Source organism: Bacillus sp. NTK074B, assembly GCF_017303375.1.
Classification (GTDB): Bacteria; Bacillota; Bacilli; order Bacillales; family Bacillaceae_B; genus Rossellomorea.
Genome location: NZ_JAFKOH010000010.1, coordinates 122,090 through 137,180, shown reverse-complemented (window position 1 = coordinate 137,180; position 15,091 = coordinate 122,090). Strand labels below are relative to the sequence as shown.

Below are 15,091 nucleotides of genomic sequence, written 5' to 3'. Positions count from 1 at the left end.
TCCTATATTCCTCTCCCCCCTCATATAGTAAAATAAGAACTAAAAAGGGGTGAACCGTATGAAGAAAGTGGTCTCACTGTCGTATTTATTCGGGGTTGTGTTTCTGCTTGCAAGTGCACTTTATTTTTTTGCTTCTAACTGGCAGGTGTTTTCCCGGCTTGAGAAGGTGGCTTTGGCGGGATTGTTGATTGTGTTGTTTTATGGGGCTGCTTTTGTGGTGGACCGTGTGGTAAAGGGTGCCCATTTCTTATCTAACTGGCTCTTGGTCAGCGGGGTGATTTCCTTCGGCTTGTCCGTTGCGTTACTCGGACAGCTGTACAATTCCCATGCGGACAGTTATCTATTATTTCTTGTCTGGTCCATCCCGGCATTCTTCTTTAGCTTGTACACAAGATACAGCGGGTTTTACGCGTTAACCCATATGCTCCTCCATCTGACGATTTATTTTTATCTGTTCCCTTCGACTCCCTTTGGGCACTGGACACTCGCCTATACGTGGATCGCGTTCGCGGTAGCAATCGTGAACACTCTCTTTTTCCTACTCATACAAAAAGGGTACATCGCATCCAAAACGCTCCTGTACCTGACACTGATTGCAGCCAATCTCCTCTTCATGGTCACAGCATTCAATAACGAATATGCCCCTTTCTTCACCCTATTTTATGTTGTCATTCTGGCCATCGGCGTCTACAGATACTTTCATCAAGACACATCCATCTTCATTCTTCTTTCGATGTTTGGAACAGGCTTTATCATCAGCAAAATGTTTGAGCTGATGGCCCGGTATGTATCCAGCCTTTTCTTTATCGGTCTCCTGTTTGCCGCAGTTCTTTTGTTAACGGGGAGCGTTTTCCTAGTGAACTATTTAAGGAAGCATACCTCATCCCGGCATTGGACGAAGACCATCTTCGTCGCAAGCGTCACGACCATCGCCTCTGTTTTCATCGTGGCAGCTGTTTTCGGTCTGCTTTCCCTTCTCATGGTGGATGTTTCGATGGTCGGGTTATTCCTATTCGCCACGGGCCTGCTTGTCATTCCAAGCACGCTAACGAACTGGCCATCCCCCGTCAAATATTCCCTTATGATGACCGGCATCGTTATCGGGATGATCGCCAGTAGCGTCGATGACTTTTCGTTTGTGGTGTTTATCGTTCTGGCCTTTGTGTTTTATTTCGAGAAACGGGCCGCTCTGAAGCTTGTGTTCTACCTTCTGTTTCAGTTGAACGTGGGGATCTTTCTTGGAGGGACGATAGGACTTAGCTTACATCCTCTTCTTTTGGTGATGGTCCTTTTGAACACGACCGTGTACCTTATTACTTATCAAAAGCATGTCCTCCAATATGGAGCATACCTTATTGGGTTCCTTACGTTCTTCTGGCTAACGGCTATCGATCTTTCGACCATGCTTCATGTCATCTATAACTCTCTGTTTTTCCTGATCACAACTGGATGCGTCTACTATTTCAAAAAACAGGACCGCACCTTCTATTGGGTCTCGTCACTGATCTTCTGGTTCTTGCTACTCGTCCAGCTGTATTACGAACTGGCCTGGAAGCTTGTCCATAAATCCCTGCTCTTGGCCGTATTAGGCGTCATATTCCTGGTGGTGGCTGTTCACCTGGACAGGAAGACCGGATCTGGACAGTCCGCACACTCCATTCTTGCAGGAAAAAAGCTTGGGATCCTCCTAATCATACTCCTTCAAGGTGGATGGATCGGGTATCAAGTCTACTCCAACGAAACCCTGTTACAAAACGGCGAAACAATCATACTGGAGCTTCAACCCGTTGATCCGAGATCTCTTCTGCAGGGTGACTATGTGGAGTTGAACTACGGGATTTCCCAGCTTGAAGACACGTCCATCGATGACACCGGTCCCGTCACAGTCGTGTTACGTGAAAATGAACAGGGCATCCATGAATATGCAGGTGTATATCGCTTTAACGGGAAATGGAATACGCCATATGAAACGAAAACCGGGGATGTCCTCCTGAACGGAAAGGTAACCAGCTACTGGGACAATCACGTGCAGATCACCTATGGAATTGAACATTTCTTCATCCCGGAAGGAACCGGGATGGATATTGAGGGGAAAGTGAAGGCTGCGGTGGTGAGGGTGAGTGATAAGGGGAATGGGATGTTGGTGAGGTTGCGGTAGAAGCAGGGGGACTTCCCCTTCCCAGGGTAGAGTATGGGTTGTTCTCGCTCTACTAACCTTTTAAATAGACAAGGGGGTGACCTGTCCCCTTGGCTTCCATTTCTTTATGCACATCTTTTGTCATTCCTTTCCATGAAGCTGTGAGATATCCAACTGATGATCATCTGGGTACCTTTTAAAGAGCGAGCCTTTCGTTTTTTGACTGATAAAAAAGAAATCATGGGACCTGTCCCCATGGTTTTTCATTCTTTTAAGCACCCCTCCAGCATATGGTTATTTATATCCATCAAACGGAGAGGAAGATACACATGGAGAAATTGAAATCGTTTGTAAAGGTAAGCTGGAAATACATAGTAGTGGCTTTGACGGCTCTTGTTATCGGGTCGGCAATCGGTCCATCACAGGAAGAAATCGACATATTAAATGAGGAAAAGGTTGACCTGACCGGCCAGCTGGAGGCCAGCAAGGCTTCAGTGAAAGATCTTGAGACAAGTAATAAGGAACTTTCGGCAAAGAATGAGGAACTTTCAACAAAAGTGGAGGAAGCAGAACCGTACTTTGCTTTATCTGAAGCTGAGCGCAAGCAAAGAGAAGCGGAAGTAAAGGCTAAAGAGGAGGCTGAAAAAGCCAGGAAAGAAGCGGAAGAGAAAGCAGATGCTGAAGCTCAAGCCAAGAAAGAAGCCGAAGAAAAGCGGTTAGCGGAAGAAAAAGAAAAGAAAGGCTATGACACGGGCATCACATACGACCAACTTGCCAGAACACCCGATGATTTCATCGGAGAGAAAATCAAATTCAATGGGAAAGTCGTGCAAGTGATGGAAGGTGACGGCTCAACACAACTCAGAATCGCCGTAAACGATGACTACGACACCATCATCTTTGCCCAATATGAATCAAGCGTCGTGAAGCAGAGGGTCTTGGAAGATGACAACATTACCGTTATGGGATTATCCGCCGGTCTCTTAACATACGAATCAACCATGGGTGGGAACATTTCCATTCCCAGTATGTTGGTGGAAAAGGTTGAGCAGTAGAGATAATGGCGTACTTCTCGATTAGGCTGCTGCTGAACAGTTTACGGTGGTGGAATAGAAAATGAACAAAATGAGCAAGAGCACCCCCATTTCGGGGTGCTCTTGCTCATTTATGAAGCATAGGAACGGTTCTTAAACTTCCTGCCGCAAAGCTTTCAGGGAAAATATTAAACGGAAGCAAGGGAAGGACACTAGTGAAATAATCCTTCACTAGTGTCCTTTTCGGATAAAGCTGGAGGACGCTTTCCAATAAATCAGCGAATAGGAACTGTCTGATTGGAAGCAAGAGAATCGTCCCTGGGATACCCTTTACATCCCTGCAGTGGATCCAGCAGCGACAAGGATCCAGAAACCAAATTTATAAAGGAATGTGACAATACCTAGAATAAGTCCAGCGTAACTCATACCTTTCGACTGATTCTTTTTTAAACCCACTGCGCCAAACACGATGGCGAGAACCCACGCCGGCAACAGGAACCACCCGAGAAACGGCACGAGTCCAAGGACGAGACCTACAATCCCAAGAACAAGCGCAGACACCGCCATGCCATTTCCACCTGAATGAACTTCATTCAGTTCTTTTTGCATCTCCATCTTCATCACCTCATTTAAAAATATGGTGCTAAAGTACTTTTTATTCCTAAATTTAACAGGGGTTCTTAGAAGGTTCATCTCCTATCCCTAAGCATTTTAAAGTCCACACGAGAACCTTCCCCTCTCTTACTAAACATACGTTTAACCCCTTATCCACTCTAGTCTCTGCATTTTCACCCCTCAACCAAACGTTTGTTTAACTCCCCGGCGGCCCTTCCCCACCCCGATACGTCACCACAACCCCATCCTCAATATTCCGAATCAATCCATACCCCTCCAACCTAACAAGACAATCCCTGATCCACTCCCTCGAATACCAGTCCAGCTTCTTCCCATTGTAATACCAAAGCGACTCACTCATGTCATGTAACATCCTGCTATTCCCGTGAATATACGTCCCATCCTGTCCCGCACGAAGCAGTATCCACACATACACCCTGAAATAGGACACCCTGGTGAGGAAATTATTTTTAAAAATGAAAACAAAAAAAGCCAGGGTACTCTACCCTCGCTTTGTCATCAAGCTCGTTCCAATAAATTTGTATTCTTCGCTACTTCAATAATTTTCTTAATTTCGTTTAGGTCGATTCCTTCTCTGTGTAACTGATCTGGATCCAAATCGAGCTCTCCTGGCCAAGTGATGGTTTTCAACTCATCATCCACATACACCTTACTGAAAAATTCAGGGTCTTTCAGTTTTTCAAGAATACCCTTCATATGAGGTTTAATGTCTACGAACCTCTTCGATCCATCTGTGAAATCAATCAGTAACCACCCGTCCATTTCAGGAATTGTAGCTACGTTATCTACAAGAATCATTGAAACACCTCCTAATTTAGGGGTGGTATCCTGCAAGGTGCTTCATTACGCCTGCAGTCATTCCACGCCTTCATCATATCACCTTTATTAAGCTGAAGCCATTTCATAACAATCTTCTCTTTGCTTGCGGGTAAAGCGTCGTCTCCTCTTACATATTCACCTGTCATTATTTCTATTCTTGTCATAAATCCAGCATAAATTACATGAAAGTGAGGAGGATCATGATCGTTGTAATACAAATGTATGGTAATCCCCCCAAATTTGCTGATCATTGGCATACGATTGTTCCACCTTCTTTCTTTATGTCATTAAGTTAAAGATTCACCAATCACTCGCGCACCATGGTGTTTCTCACTTTGCGGTCTTCTATGCAGCTTGACCGCTTCCCACATATGCTGTTCGATTACCTTTACTGAATCGTCCAAATCAGCGATCGTTCTTGCAAGGCGAAGAACCTTCACTTGCATCCGGTTGCTCCAGTGCTGCTTGGATGACAGTTTGTGTATGAAAGGAAGGTGTTCCTCAAGGTCTGGACTGTTCTTCAGTAACCTTTGATAATCCACTCTTCCATTACATACCTCTTCACTATAGCGGTCGTATTGCCTTTCTCTAGCCTCTTTCACGCGTCGTTGGACAGATAGAGAACCTTCCTTTTCAGCATGCACACGATCTTTCAATTGGACGGGAGTAAGGCTTAGAAAAATATCAAACCGATCACGAATGGGACCGGATAATCGATTTTGATAAGCGATGATCTGCTTCGGTGTACAGGTGCAATAATGAGTGAGGGAACCAAGGTATCCGCAGGGACAAGGGTTCATGGCCCCTATCAGGATGAAGGTGGCTGGGTAGGTAAGGGTAGAATGAGCTCTTGAGATGGTGATGTCTCCTCTTTCCAGAGGTTGTCGCAACATATCCAGCGTCTTCTTTGTGAATTCGGCGATTTCATCCAAAAAGAGGACGCCACGATGGGCCAGGGATATTTCACCCGGCTTTGGGTGTTGCCCTCCTCCGATAATGGAAACTCCTGACGACGAGTGGTGGGGATGCCTGAAGGGCGGTTGAGAAGAATACCGGCTCATACTCGTACTCAGCTGATACAAACTCATTACTTCCAGTTGAGCGTCCTTTGTAAGCGGGGGAAGTATGGAGGGAAAGCTTTCCGCCAACATACTCTTTCCGCACCCTGGAGGACCTGTCATGAACAGATGATGTTCTCCTGCTGCCGCCACTTCAAGTGCCCGTTTAGCATAGGAATGCCCGATAATCTGGTGGAAATCAATATAGTCGGTGTGATCTTGTTCCTCTTTACGAGGTTGTGGAAAAAATGGGAGGATGTTCTGGCCGGAAAGGTGCTGAAGGACTTCATCCAAGGAGGAGACATACACAATTTGAAGACCGTCTATTTCGAGTAAAGGAAGTTCTTCGTCAAATGGCATATAAACCTTTTCCACTCCCACTTTCTTCGTAGCAAGCACTGCCGGGAGCATCCCTTCGACAGCCCTGACACCACCATCCAAGGATAAAGCACCAAGAAAAGCGGTGTTCTCCAGGCTCCGAACAGTAATCTCCTTCATATTCAATAGAACTCCAAGAGCCATAGATAAATCATAAAGTGGACCAGTCTTTTTCAATTCGGCCGGGGACAGGTTAATGATGACTTTCTGATTGACTAGGGAATATCCCAACCCATGCAGTGCAGCCGTCACTCTTTCTTTCGACTCTTTCACCGAGGCATCAGGTAAGCCCACAATGACGAATGATTCCGACCCCTGCATGGTTCTCACTTCTACGCTAACTTTATAGCCTTCCAAGCCTTTCAAACCAATGCTTGTCACTTTACTTGTCATAGAGACTCCCCCGCTTTTCAAGTTTATTTTCAACATAGGATTGGTAACTGATATGAACAGGTTCGAGAAAAAAAGAATATGTTTTAGTAGGATCAACGTGAGGGTTAGGCGAAGGTGTAATATAAGAAGAATAACTGCTCCAGGGGTAGTCTTCACAGCGGATGACCATCTTTGCCTCCAACGGGTTTCGATGGATATAGCGACTGACTTCCAAAAAGTACTCACTGGATTCAATCAGCTCATCCCCGTATCTGCCTTGAAACTGATGTCCCACCGTTTTCATCCGGCGATTCAGATAGACAGCATATCGGGAGTGGAGTGTTTTCATAATGTATTGAATATGATGGTCGATGGTTTCAATCTGCAGATGAATGTGATTGGTCATGAGGCAGTAGGAGTGTAATACGAAGGGATACATAAAGCGGACATCCTCAAGGATTTGCAAGTAGGTAAAATAATCGCAGTCATCATAAAACAAAGCACCACGCTTATTCCCCCTTGCCGTGATATGATACATGGCACCAGGATACCAGATTCGGAGTTTTCTCGACATTTCTTTCCTCCCTCCAAAACAGAACATATGTTCCTAATAAAGTTAATTTTATACCTATGAAAAGGACTTGTCAAACATTTTAAGTGGGCTTACCTCAAACTCTAGACCTTTTAATCGTTACCGTCATTCCTAACTCTCCCTTTGCTTCTTATTCTTTCTCCACTATAATGAAGATAGAGAAATTATATTAAATAAATGGATATGAAAGGAGGAGGAAGACACCATGTTTACGGTCATAGAAGAAAAGAAAAAGCAACTGGATCAAAAAAGGCCATTACCAAAGCACACGTTGAAAAGCTTGAGGGAAAAGATGTTATTGGAATGGACCTACCATTCTAATGCGATTGAGGGCAATACGCTGACAATGAACGAAACAAAGGTGGTTCTTGAAGGAATTACTGTCGGTGGTAAAACCATGAGGGAACATTTAGAAGTCATCAATCATAGGGATGCCATCCTTTATGTGGAAGACATCGTACAAAAGGACGAACCTTTTTCTGAATGGCAGATTAAAAACCTTCATCGCCTGGTACTGAAAGGGATTCATGATGACTATGCCGGCATTTATCGAGATCAGCAAGTTTTCATTGCAGGGGCAGAGCATACACCGCCTCCTCACTTTCGTATTCAAGAGGAAATGGAAGAAATGATGAAATGGTTTACTCACATGGCACAAGACCTTCATCCCGTTGAAAGGGCTGCCAAGCTGCATGCAATCTTCGTTGGTATTCATCCTTTCATAGACGGCAACGGACGTACGTCCCGCCTCTTACTCAACCTTGAACTAATGAAAGCTGGATATGCTCCCATCATTTTCAAAATACAGAATCGACTTGCTTACTATGAAGCACTCGATAAATCCCACACGACTCAAAACTTTGACGACTTCATTCGCCTAACCGCTTTAGAAGTTGAAGATTCGCTAAATCTATATCTAAGCGTTTTATAAAAAACGGCAAACGCCTTTTCTCATAATCGAAAAGGCGTTATATAAGATCATCTGTACGGACGGTGACTTAATGAACAGCGCTTACTCCCATTGCAGATATAAATGTCACGATCTAAAGGAAGAACCACGTTATTCAGAAAAGGCGGGTGTACATAAACATGGAAGTTTGTGATGTTTGTAATCAAAGGGATACCAGAATAAGATTGACCTCTGAACAAGATGTAAAGAAGTTTTGTGTAACCTGCTACAATCACATGATGGAATTGGAACTGGGAGTTAACCTTGATGCAATGGTCCAGTCCTTTACAGTAGAAGATTATGAAGGAAACAAACGTACCTTCAATGTGCATAGACGACTGGATCCTTTGGGGATTTTTCTTAAAGCCCATGAAAACACCATCCATGGATATCAATTCGCTGTTCACGGGGAGTTGAACTGTGATCAAAAAGAGTTATTTAACCTACTGATGGATAAAGTCATCCAGAGAGTCCATTCACCAAGTCTGAAGCTGCATCGCTTTCCAAACGGGCATCAACAAGAAGTCATTGCAACCGATCAAGTAATAGGCAGAGTCGAATACGATGAAATGTCAAATGGAAACACCCCATTGATCATCCTTGACGGAAAACCCTATACATTGGAACAACTTGGGCAAATGGTCACATCCTTTGAAGGATTCCAAATGAAAATAAAGTGGTTGGACATGACCGGAGCTGGGTGGGGGTCTGACCCCAACATTAGGATTCCAAATGATAATAAAGTGAACATGCAAGATTAATAGATTCTGAATAAAAGAACCTTACTGTTCAATTAGTTAACACGATGGCGTAACCAGGTAAAAACCTTGGCAATCCAAAACAATAAGGGAAAAAGATTCTCCCCCCAACCACATAAACCCTCTGCCAACAAACACTACACTTTAACACACTAACGCTGTGCACTTTAGCTGAGCGGGGGTCTGACCCCAAAATTCCTGAAGCTGTTCATAGGCTTCTTTGCCCTTCACAGTAATCAAGGAATCCGAGTGCCATTCCTTGCCCATAAGCTTAATAATGTAACTCTTCCCCACACCTTGAGGGCCAACAAGGACAACACAGTAATCAAACTTGGCACCCGGTCTATAAATCCTTGTCACTGCTGCAAGCATAATTTTCCGAGTAAATGTTCGGACGCACTCATTATTATCAGCACCAAGATAATCTACCAGTAAGGTTTCAATCCGCTCCTGACCATCCCAAACAAGATCATTTAAATAATCTTTAATCGGATGAAAGGCATATTTCACTGCCACTTCACTCCAAGCATCCGCAATAACACCCCCTCCTTTTATGCCGTAAATAGAATAAAGGTAATTCCGCAAACTGGCATCATCCGTATCAGACCAATACTCTCCACGGTCAACACCCCGCCATGGCAAATCATCTTTTATGACTACCCGATGCACAAAGTCGTTCATTGCAATTCGATTCCTTAGAGCTGGATCATGCTCAAGAATAAGGATGACATTTGGAGCACTGGAGACGATATTTCCTTTCTGGTCCCTCGTTAGTTCTGATAGCCACTCCATTTCTTCATCTTCAAAATCATCTGCAGCAAGGCTCAACTGTTCTTTACCAAGGGTTAGTTTGACCTGCTTATCCTTTAACGATTCTTCTACCATGGCCTTATACGAAGGCAATCGATTGATTGGCGTTCCTTCTTTCACCGCTTCGTCCAGGTCACCAAATAAATGCATACGAACTAAATCAAATGCGTTACAAAGCCTTCCACCAATAGGGTCAGTAGAATGATGAGAGTAGGCAAAGTCACCATCTTCGTAAATCACCAGTCCACCAGCTGTGGAACCAGCTGAATACGTATATCGGTTTGGATCCTCGCAAGGAACGTAAATATCACTTAAATATTTATCAATCACATCGGTGACAGTGTAAGTCCGGCAAAAAGCACCGACCACACCTTCCTTAGATTTAGGATCTCCTTGCTTATCAGCGAGTTTCTTTCGCTCGTGAACAGTTCTTGAGCTTTCCGGCCAGTAAGAAGAATCTCTCCAATCTGGATATCTAGCCAAAACAACATCTGGATCAATCCATGGCTCGTCCAACAATTTAAAGACAAACTCTCCATCAGATGATGTCGATGGCCAATACATCAGCCGATGTACTTGATAGGTGGTATCATCAAAAAAATCAATGCCGAGGTCAGCAGCTATCCTTCTAGCAATCGGTACGTATTCATCGGCGGTAACTGGTCTGGATAAAGGAATGACAAGTCGCAATCTTGGATTCTTTGGATGGTGTTTATGAGTAGAGTACATAGCGCACCCGTAGCCAAACATGGTCTCAACAGATGCCCACAAGTCCCCTTTCACAAAGTCAGCATCAAGAGCAACAAGCTGCCGCCAAACCACACTGTCATGCTTTCTTCTGCCACCTTTTAGGGTGCCACCGACAAATCCACCCACATCTTTAATCTCATCCTGCTTTGATTTGGAAAGCTTTTTATATTCCTCATATGCTTCGTGTGTTCTAACAGTATTGCTTAATTTCTGAACCACCTCAGACCAGAGCATTTCACGATTTTTCCAGTTCAGTTCTTTTCGATTTCTTCCGGTAGCAATCGTAAGATTTGCATCATGTTTTAAACTATGGCTCCTTCTTTCACTGAGCTCTTTCACATCTACCAGCCCTCCTTCGTAACACAGTACCCAGGCCTTTTTTGGCTCCTTCCAAATCATAGGAAAGAGCCTGACCTTTCAATGTTTTCATCATTTGTTTTGGTAGTACATCTTTGTACCGTTTTAAGTGCATTAGAAATTTCACTGTATCCATGTCAGCCAATCGCCATCGCTCCTGTCCGAATATTAATCTTTCTTGTAATAGAAGGTTTCAAAGCTATCCGCCCCAAGAGGAAGACCAGGTGCCCAATCAATCGATTGACCCATTGTGTTTTCGACTTCTTCCATTGACCCAGTTGCGATAGGAACATCAAGAATGACTTCATCATGGACATGGAAATTAATGCGGTATCCCGCTTCATCCAACCGAAGCATCGATACAGCTAAACAATCTCTAGCAATTGCCTGAATAATATTCTCCGAAAGCTTTCCACCATAAGTAGGAATCCTTCCCCACTGTTTGGATCCTTGTTCCGTTCCTTCATAAGTAAGCTGTTCTTTTCCAAAACGCTCGTCCACCCCGATTCTGGGCCGTACATAAGCAAGGGACCGACCAGATGGCAGCGTAATAAATAAAATCCCTTTGGTGTAATGAAAAGTTAGACCATACTGCATCTTTACGACTGCTCTTTCCTTCACAGCTTTAACTGCAGAAGCTTCTATACCCCACCAAAGTTTCACGATATTTGGGTTAGCCTCTCGCCAAGCAGAAACCAAGTCCGGAAGTTCATCTTCAGTCAGGCCCATTTCTAAAGCCCCCATCTGCATCAAAGCCCCTTTAGAGCCACCATATCCAAGAGCCAATTCAGCAATCTTACCTTTTTGCCTCAGTGGGCTACCTTTATCTATTGTTTCAATGGGAACTTTAAACATCTGTGCAGCAGAGGCTTCATAGATTTTCCCATGTGATTGAAACACATCCATTCGCCAACGCTCTCCAGCAAGCCAAGCAATCACTCTTGCTTCAATTGCTGAAAAGTCCGCAACAACAAAACGGTGGCCCTTTGATGGAATAAAGGCCGTTCGGATTAATTGTGATAATACGTCCGATACACTCTCAAAAAGAAGTTCTAAAGTATCATAGTTACCTGTTATCAATAGATCTCTTGCAATCTTCAAATCTTTTAGACTGTTCCTTGGTAGGTTATGAATTTGAACAAGTCTACCAGCCCAGCGGCCTGTCCGATTAGCCCCATAGAATTGGAGCAACCCTCTAATCCTTTGGTCAGAACAGATGGAGCGCTTCATTGCTTCATACTTTTTCACTGATGTTTTGGACATTGCTTGTCTTAATTCCAACAGGCGCTTTACTTTTGGTTTTTCCACTTCACTCATCAGTGCTTCGACATTTTTCTTTGCAAGACTATCAACTTCTAACCCCTGCTTTAACAACCAACCTTTTAACTGCGCTGGACTATTCGGATTCTCAAGTCCTGTTAAACGCACAGCTTCTTTAAAGAGCTGATCCTGAAATTTCTTATCTGCCTGAATGGCATTTGTGACTAAGTTATTATCAATAAGAACACCTTCATCATTGATCTTCTGATCCAATTCCCAAAGTTTCTGTTCGACTTTCGTGATGGGAAAGGCCTCTAGCTTCTTTCGGATTTGCCTCTCGACCTCTACGTCCTGTTTGCAGTAATCTTTAAAAGTAGCCCATTTATCCAGGTCATGTTCTGGAAGATTGCGGGTCCTTCCCTCATTCACTTTGGTAGGTTTACAAGGAACTGAAAAATAGCGGATCAAGGCTTTCCCTTCCTTCATTTTCTGATCCTTAAACCTAAGGCATTTCGCCACCCCATCAAGGTAACCAGGCAAGCCAAGCATTAGAGCATGAACCGATGAACATCGCCATTGTTCTGGCGGCATTGGTTTATGAAAGTGCTTGGCTAAACACGTTCGTTCAAAATTGGCATTGTAAGCTGTCTTTATCACAGCTGGATCCGTCATTGCTTTTAAAATGTCATCTGGTATCTCTTCGCCAGAGGCTAAATCAACGATCTGTACCTCTTCATCATCAACGGCATAAGCAAAGAGTAGAATTTTAAAATCATCTGATTCACAGTAGGCATAGACCCCAGATTTAATGAGGTCTACCTTACTGTAAGTTTCTATATCAATAGATAATAGCTTCATAGACATCAACCTAGGATGTCATCTTCTTCATCGTCACTGTCATCACCGAAATCTGCTTCAGCACTGCTACGGCCACCAAGCGGGTCCCCATCATCCGTCTTCATAATATTTTGAAGACCCGCTGCAATCCCGCGATTTCCATTTACATTAAACCCATAAAAAGTCAAACTAACTCGTCCATAGCAACCGGAATAAAATTCACTTTGGTCCATGATTGGATCTAAATCCGCATCGACAATTCCTGGTTTAATCTTGCTGTTGGCATTAATGAAATAGGAATCCGCATATGCCTCATCATCTTCACGATCCACATCCCCGTCCCGCAGGGGCGTCTTCAAATTCGAAGGCACCTTGCCACCAAACTTGTCCTTGTTTTCTTGAGTTGCTTTTTGAATCGCATCTTTTACCTTTTTGATGGTTTTCTTATCCGACTTCGGGATAATGATGCTTACTGAATACTTCAGGTCACTTCCATTAACACTGACCGCTTGATGTACATTCGCATAACTGAACCGTACTGGGTTTTCCTTTGTTCCAATTGTGATTTTTACCATTACTTATTTCCTCCTCATTATTGAAAATCTGCTTCAGGTGAAGCTTTTATTTCTGGTCGCTTGTCCTCATCTGGTACGAGCTTGACCTTGCCCGGTGCTTTTGTAATAAGCGACCCTAGCAACTCCTGAAATGCTTTTTTACCTAACTCTTTTTCTAGAGTAGTAATCGTATTGAGTGATTTCTTATAAACCACATCACTGTCATATCCTGCAGCAGTAAGTGCCTCAACTACTGCATTTTCATCACTATACTTACGGCTACCTCTACCCTCGACCAGTTTCATCCCTGGCCATTGCTTGTTTTCATTCATCGCCATAGCAAATGCATATTCTTGTACATCTTTTGCCCAGCTCAACAACTGATCAAAAGAAGTTAACACTTCCACTACTTCATCATCTGTCAGTAACGGAGGTTTCTGAAAATCCATGCAAGCAAGTTTCAGGTTTTCTTCTGCCCTAGCTCTGCAAGTCGCCTTAACCTTACAAAAACGGCAATGCTCGCCGGCCATGAAGTCACCTTCACCCTTAAATGCTAACTCCGCCTTGGGCTTAACAATTTTTTCTGCCCATTCCAATAGTTCATCCACATGCATTTCGTCAGTGGAGATATTGTCTAATCTTGGTTGCACAATGGTCATTAGTATTTTCTGAGTATCATAGAGTACACCAAAGTTGTTTATTGCACCCAAAGCGTATAGTCGCATCTGTGGATTTTCCACCGCCGAAACTTTGACACCCTTTCCACCCTTAAGGTCAATAACTTCTAATCTATCATCATAAATCAGTATTACGTCCCCGGTTCCGAATCCATCTGGAACATAGGGACTAAAATCTACCCTTTCCTCAATAAGGATGAGTGGATCCTTGCTAGAGGCCCTAGCCTCGTTCATCTTTTCAGTGACAACATCTACATAGTTTTTTACAGCTTGTTCAATTTCTGTGTTATAAAATTCATTTTGTTTCATCTGCTTCAGCTTTTTATTCAACTGAGCTTTTGTCATCTTTTTTAATTCATAAGACAAATAAAGTTCTGACAGCTCATGCATGAATGTGCCCTCTTTGGCAAAAATGCTTGTTGTTTCTTCGTATTGCTCTGACAACCGAACACTTGGTGGACAAGCTAACCAACGACTGGCACCGGAAGCACTTAAACTAGCATGAGCTCTTTCTGAATGATTCATAGAATAGTAGCAACCTCCTTTTAAAGCTTTTCAGCTTCTTCTATTAGTTCAGGATACTTTTCCACTGGAATATCACTCAGTTTTTTTGCTCCAAAACTTGTAATCAACTCTTTCACTTGTACCTGCTTTCCATCTTGAGAAAGTGCTGCAAGTTTTGCCCTGACATCCTCCAAAGTTGGTAATTTAGCTTTCTGAGGGTGTGCTGGTTTCTTTGATTCCTTTTTTTCCTTCGTTTCTTTTTCCTCCACTGGAGCCGCAGAGTTTGTTTGATTGCTTTCTAATGCAAATACTAATGTTTCAATACTTCCTGCTAGATTTCGTAAGTCCGTCACTACATCAAGTGCAAGTTTCGTTTTACTCATTTGCTTTTTCTCCTTTCTTCTCATTTTGTTCATCAAGCTGGCTCAGTCGATTAGCTAGCCTTTTAGAAACAATACTGATAGCCGTAAGAACACCAACCATCTCTTCCTGCATATCTTTATTAACACCTTGTTGCTTTACTTGAGTTGTCATCACATTCACCTCCTCGCCATAGATAATGCCCTTCACTTATTAGCCAACGGGAAAGGTGGTTTGGAAACCAAATTT

General features: G+C 43.4%; 16 protein-coding genes. 4 read left to right on the top strand and 12 right to left on the bottom strand.

All coding sequences use genetic code 11. The annotated features are described in order from the left end of the window. Positions 1–58: 58 nt before the first annotated feature. Positions 59–2,158, top strand: coding sequence for a GDYXXLXY domain-containing protein (locus JI667_RS16860; RefSeq protein WP_206857279.1), 2,100 nt, complete (start codon positions 59–61; stop codon positions 2,156–2,158). 308 nt (positions 2,159–2,466) lie between these two features. Further along, the gene (locus tag JI667_RS16855; protein ID WP_206857276.1) at positions 2,467–3,192 is read left to right on the top strand and encodes a toxin regulator; all 726 of its coding nucleotides are present in this window, start codon (positions 2,467–2,469) and stop codon (positions 3,190–3,192) included. 309 nt (positions 3,193–3,501) lie between these two features. Here the strand turns inward: JI667_RS16855 and JI667_RS16850 are convergent, their stop codons facing one another. From JI667_RS16850 to JI667_RS16825, 6 genes are all read right to left on the bottom strand, one after another. Continuing rightward, positions 3,502–3,786, bottom strand: coding sequence for a hypothetical protein (locus JI667_RS16850; RefSeq protein ID WP_206857274.1), 285 nt, complete (start codon positions 3,784–3,786; stop codon positions 3,502–3,504). A 196-nt stretch (positions 3,787–3,982) separates the two neighbouring features. Then, on the bottom strand, positions 3,983–4,147 hold the full coding sequence (locus JI667_RS16845) for a hypothetical protein (protein WP_206857272.1): 165 nt from the start codon (positions 4,145–4,147) through the stop codon (positions 3,983–3,985). 158 nt (positions 4,148–4,305) lie between these two features. Continuing rightward, positions 4,306–4,605, bottom strand: coding sequence for a DUF2442 domain-containing protein (locus JI667_RS16840; protein WP_206857270.1), 300 nt, complete (start codon positions 4,603–4,605; stop codon positions 4,306–4,308). Positions 4,606–4,616: 11 nt separating this feature from the next. After that, positions 4,617–4,877: a DUF4160 domain-containing protein gene (locus JI667_RS23200; RefSeq protein WP_368077917.1), complete on the bottom strand. Its 261-nt coding sequence runs from the start codon at positions 4,875–4,877 to the stop codon at positions 4,617–4,619. Between the two features lie 36 nt (positions 4,878–4,913). After that, positions 4,914–6,455: a YifB family Mg chelatase-like AAA ATPase gene (locus JI667_RS16830; protein ID WP_206857267.1), complete on the bottom strand. Its 1,542-nt coding sequence runs from the start codon at positions 6,453–6,455 to the stop codon at positions 4,914–4,916. Beyond that, positions 6,445–7,008 carry a transposase gene (locus tag JI667_RS16825; protein WP_206857266.1) on the bottom strand — a complete coding sequence of 188 codons (564 nt, stop codon included), beginning with the start codon at positions 7,006–7,008 and terminating at the stop codon, positions 6,445–6,447. Before JI667_RS16825 ends, JI667_RS16830 begins: the two co-directional genes overlap by 11 nt. Positions 7,009–7,231: 223 nt before the next feature. On the opposite strand from JI667_RS16825, the gene JI667_RS16820 reads away from it, so the two are divergent. Together JI667_RS16820 and JI667_RS16815 are read left to right on the top strand one after the other, a co-directional pair. Further along, positions 7,232–7,957: a Fic family protein gene (locus JI667_RS16820; RefSeq protein WP_206857265.1), complete on the top strand. Its 726-nt coding sequence runs from the start codon at positions 7,232–7,234 to the stop codon at positions 7,955–7,957. A 158-nt stretch (positions 7,958–8,115) separates the two neighbouring features. Continuing rightward, positions 8,116–8,736 (top strand): DUF7686 domain-containing protein, encoded by a 621-nt coding sequence (locus JI667_RS16815; protein WP_206857264.1) that lies wholly within the window; start codon positions 8,116–8,118, stop codon positions 8,734–8,736. A 141-nt stretch (positions 8,737–8,877) separates the two neighbouring features. Here the strand turns inward: JI667_RS16815 and JI667_RS23195 are convergent, their stop codons facing one another. The 6 genes from JI667_RS23195 to JI667_RS16785 all read right to left on the bottom strand — a co-directional run bounded on the left by JI667_RS23195 (position 8,878) and on the right by JI667_RS16785 (position 15,016). After that, on the bottom strand, positions 8,878–10,632 hold the full coding sequence (locus JI667_RS23195) for a VapE domain-containing protein (protein ID WP_368077916.1): 1,755 nt from the start codon (positions 10,630–10,632) through the stop codon (positions 8,878–8,880). Positions 10,633–10,818: 186 nt separating this feature from the next. Continuing rightward, complete coding sequence (locus tag JI667_RS16805) at positions 10,819–12,768, bottom strand: DNA polymerase (RefSeq protein ID WP_206857263.1); 1,950 nt, start codon at positions 12,766–12,768, stop codon at positions 10,819–10,821. Between the two features lie 5 nt (positions 12,769–12,773). Beyond that, on the bottom strand, positions 12,774–13,322 hold the full coding sequence (locus tag JI667_RS16800) for a DUF2815 family protein (protein ID WP_206857262.1): 549 nt from the start codon (positions 13,320–13,322) through the stop codon (positions 12,774–12,776). 17 nt (positions 13,323–13,339) lie between these two features. Beyond that, a complete protein-coding gene (locus tag JI667_RS16795) occupies positions 13,340–14,503 on the bottom strand; it encodes a DUF2800 domain-containing protein (RefSeq protein WP_206857261.1) in 1,164 nt (387 codons plus the stop codon). A 20-nt stretch (positions 14,504–14,523) separates the two neighbouring features. After that, on the bottom strand, positions 14,524–14,865 hold the full coding sequence (locus tag JI667_RS16790) for an rRNA biogenesis protein rrp5 (RefSeq protein ID WP_206857259.1): 342 nt from the start codon (positions 14,863–14,865) through the stop codon (positions 14,524–14,526). After that, positions 14,858–15,016: a hypothetical protein gene (locus JI667_RS16785; RefSeq protein WP_169917358.1), complete on the bottom strand. Its 159-nt coding sequence runs from the start codon at positions 15,014–15,016 to the stop codon at positions 14,858–14,860. The genes JI667_RS16790 and JI667_RS16785 overlap by 8 nt, the downstream gene beginning before the upstream one ends. Positions 15,017–15,091: the final 75 nt, after the last annotated feature.

Bases quoted from the DNA above. Each gene is read 5' to 3' on its own strand.
- JI667_RS16845 (WP_206857272.1), bottom strand. From the start codon at position 4,147: ATGAGTGAGTCGCTTTGGTATTACAATGGGAAGAAGCTGGACTGGTAT.
- JI667_RS23200 (WP_368077917.1), bottom strand. From the start codon at position 4,877: ATGATCAGCAAATTTGGGGGGATTACCATACATTTGTATTACAACGAT.
- JI667_RS16785 (WP_169917358.1), bottom strand. From the start codon at position 15,016: ATGACAACTCAAGTAAAGCAACAAGGTGTTAATAAAGATATGCAGGAA.
- JI667_RS16855 (WP_206857276.1), top strand. From the start codon at position 2,467: ATGGAGAAATTGAAATCGTTTGTAAAGGTAAGCTGGAAATACATAGTA.
- JI667_RS16815 (WP_206857264.1), top strand. From the start codon at position 8,116: ATGGAAGTTTGTGATGTTTGTAATCAAAGGGATACCAGAATAAGATTG.
- JI667_RS16840 (WP_206857270.1), bottom strand. From the start codon at position 4,605: ATGATTCTTGTAGATAACGTAGCTACAATTCCTGAAATGGACGGGTGG.
- JI667_RS16830 (WP_206857267.1), bottom strand. From the start codon at position 6,455: ATGACAAGTAAAGTGACAAGCATTGGTTTGAAAGGCTTGGAAGGCTAT.
- JI667_RS16860 (WP_206857279.1), top strand. From the start codon at position 59: ATGAAGAAAGTGGTCTCACTGTCGTATTTATTCGGGGTTGTGTTTCTG.
- JI667_RS16795 (WP_206857261.1), bottom strand. From the start codon at position 14,503: ATGAATCATTCAGAAAGAGCTCATGCTAGTTTAAGTGCTTCCGGTGCC.
- JI667_RS16805 (WP_206857263.1), bottom strand. From the start codon at position 12,768: ATGAAGCTATTATCTATTGATATAGAAACTTACAGTAAGGTAGACCTC.
- JI667_RS16825 (WP_206857266.1), bottom strand. From the start codon at position 7,008: ATGTCGAGAAAACTCCGAATCTGGTATCCTGGTGCCATGTATCATATC.
- JI667_RS16820 (WP_206857265.1), top strand. From the start codon at position 7,232: ATGTTTACGGTCATAGAAGAAAAGAAAAAGCAACTGGATCAAAAAAGG.
- JI667_RS16790 (WP_206857259.1), bottom strand. From the start codon at position 14,865: ATGAGTAAAACGAAACTTGCACTTGATGTAGTGACGGACTTACGAAAT.
- JI667_RS16800 (WP_206857262.1), bottom strand. From the start codon at position 13,322: ATGGTAAAAATCACAATTGGAACAAAGGAAAACCCAGTACGGTTCAGT.
- JI667_RS16850 (WP_206857274.1), bottom strand. From the start codon at position 3,786: ATGGAGATGCAAAAAGAACTGAATGAAGTTCATTCAGGTGGAAATGGC.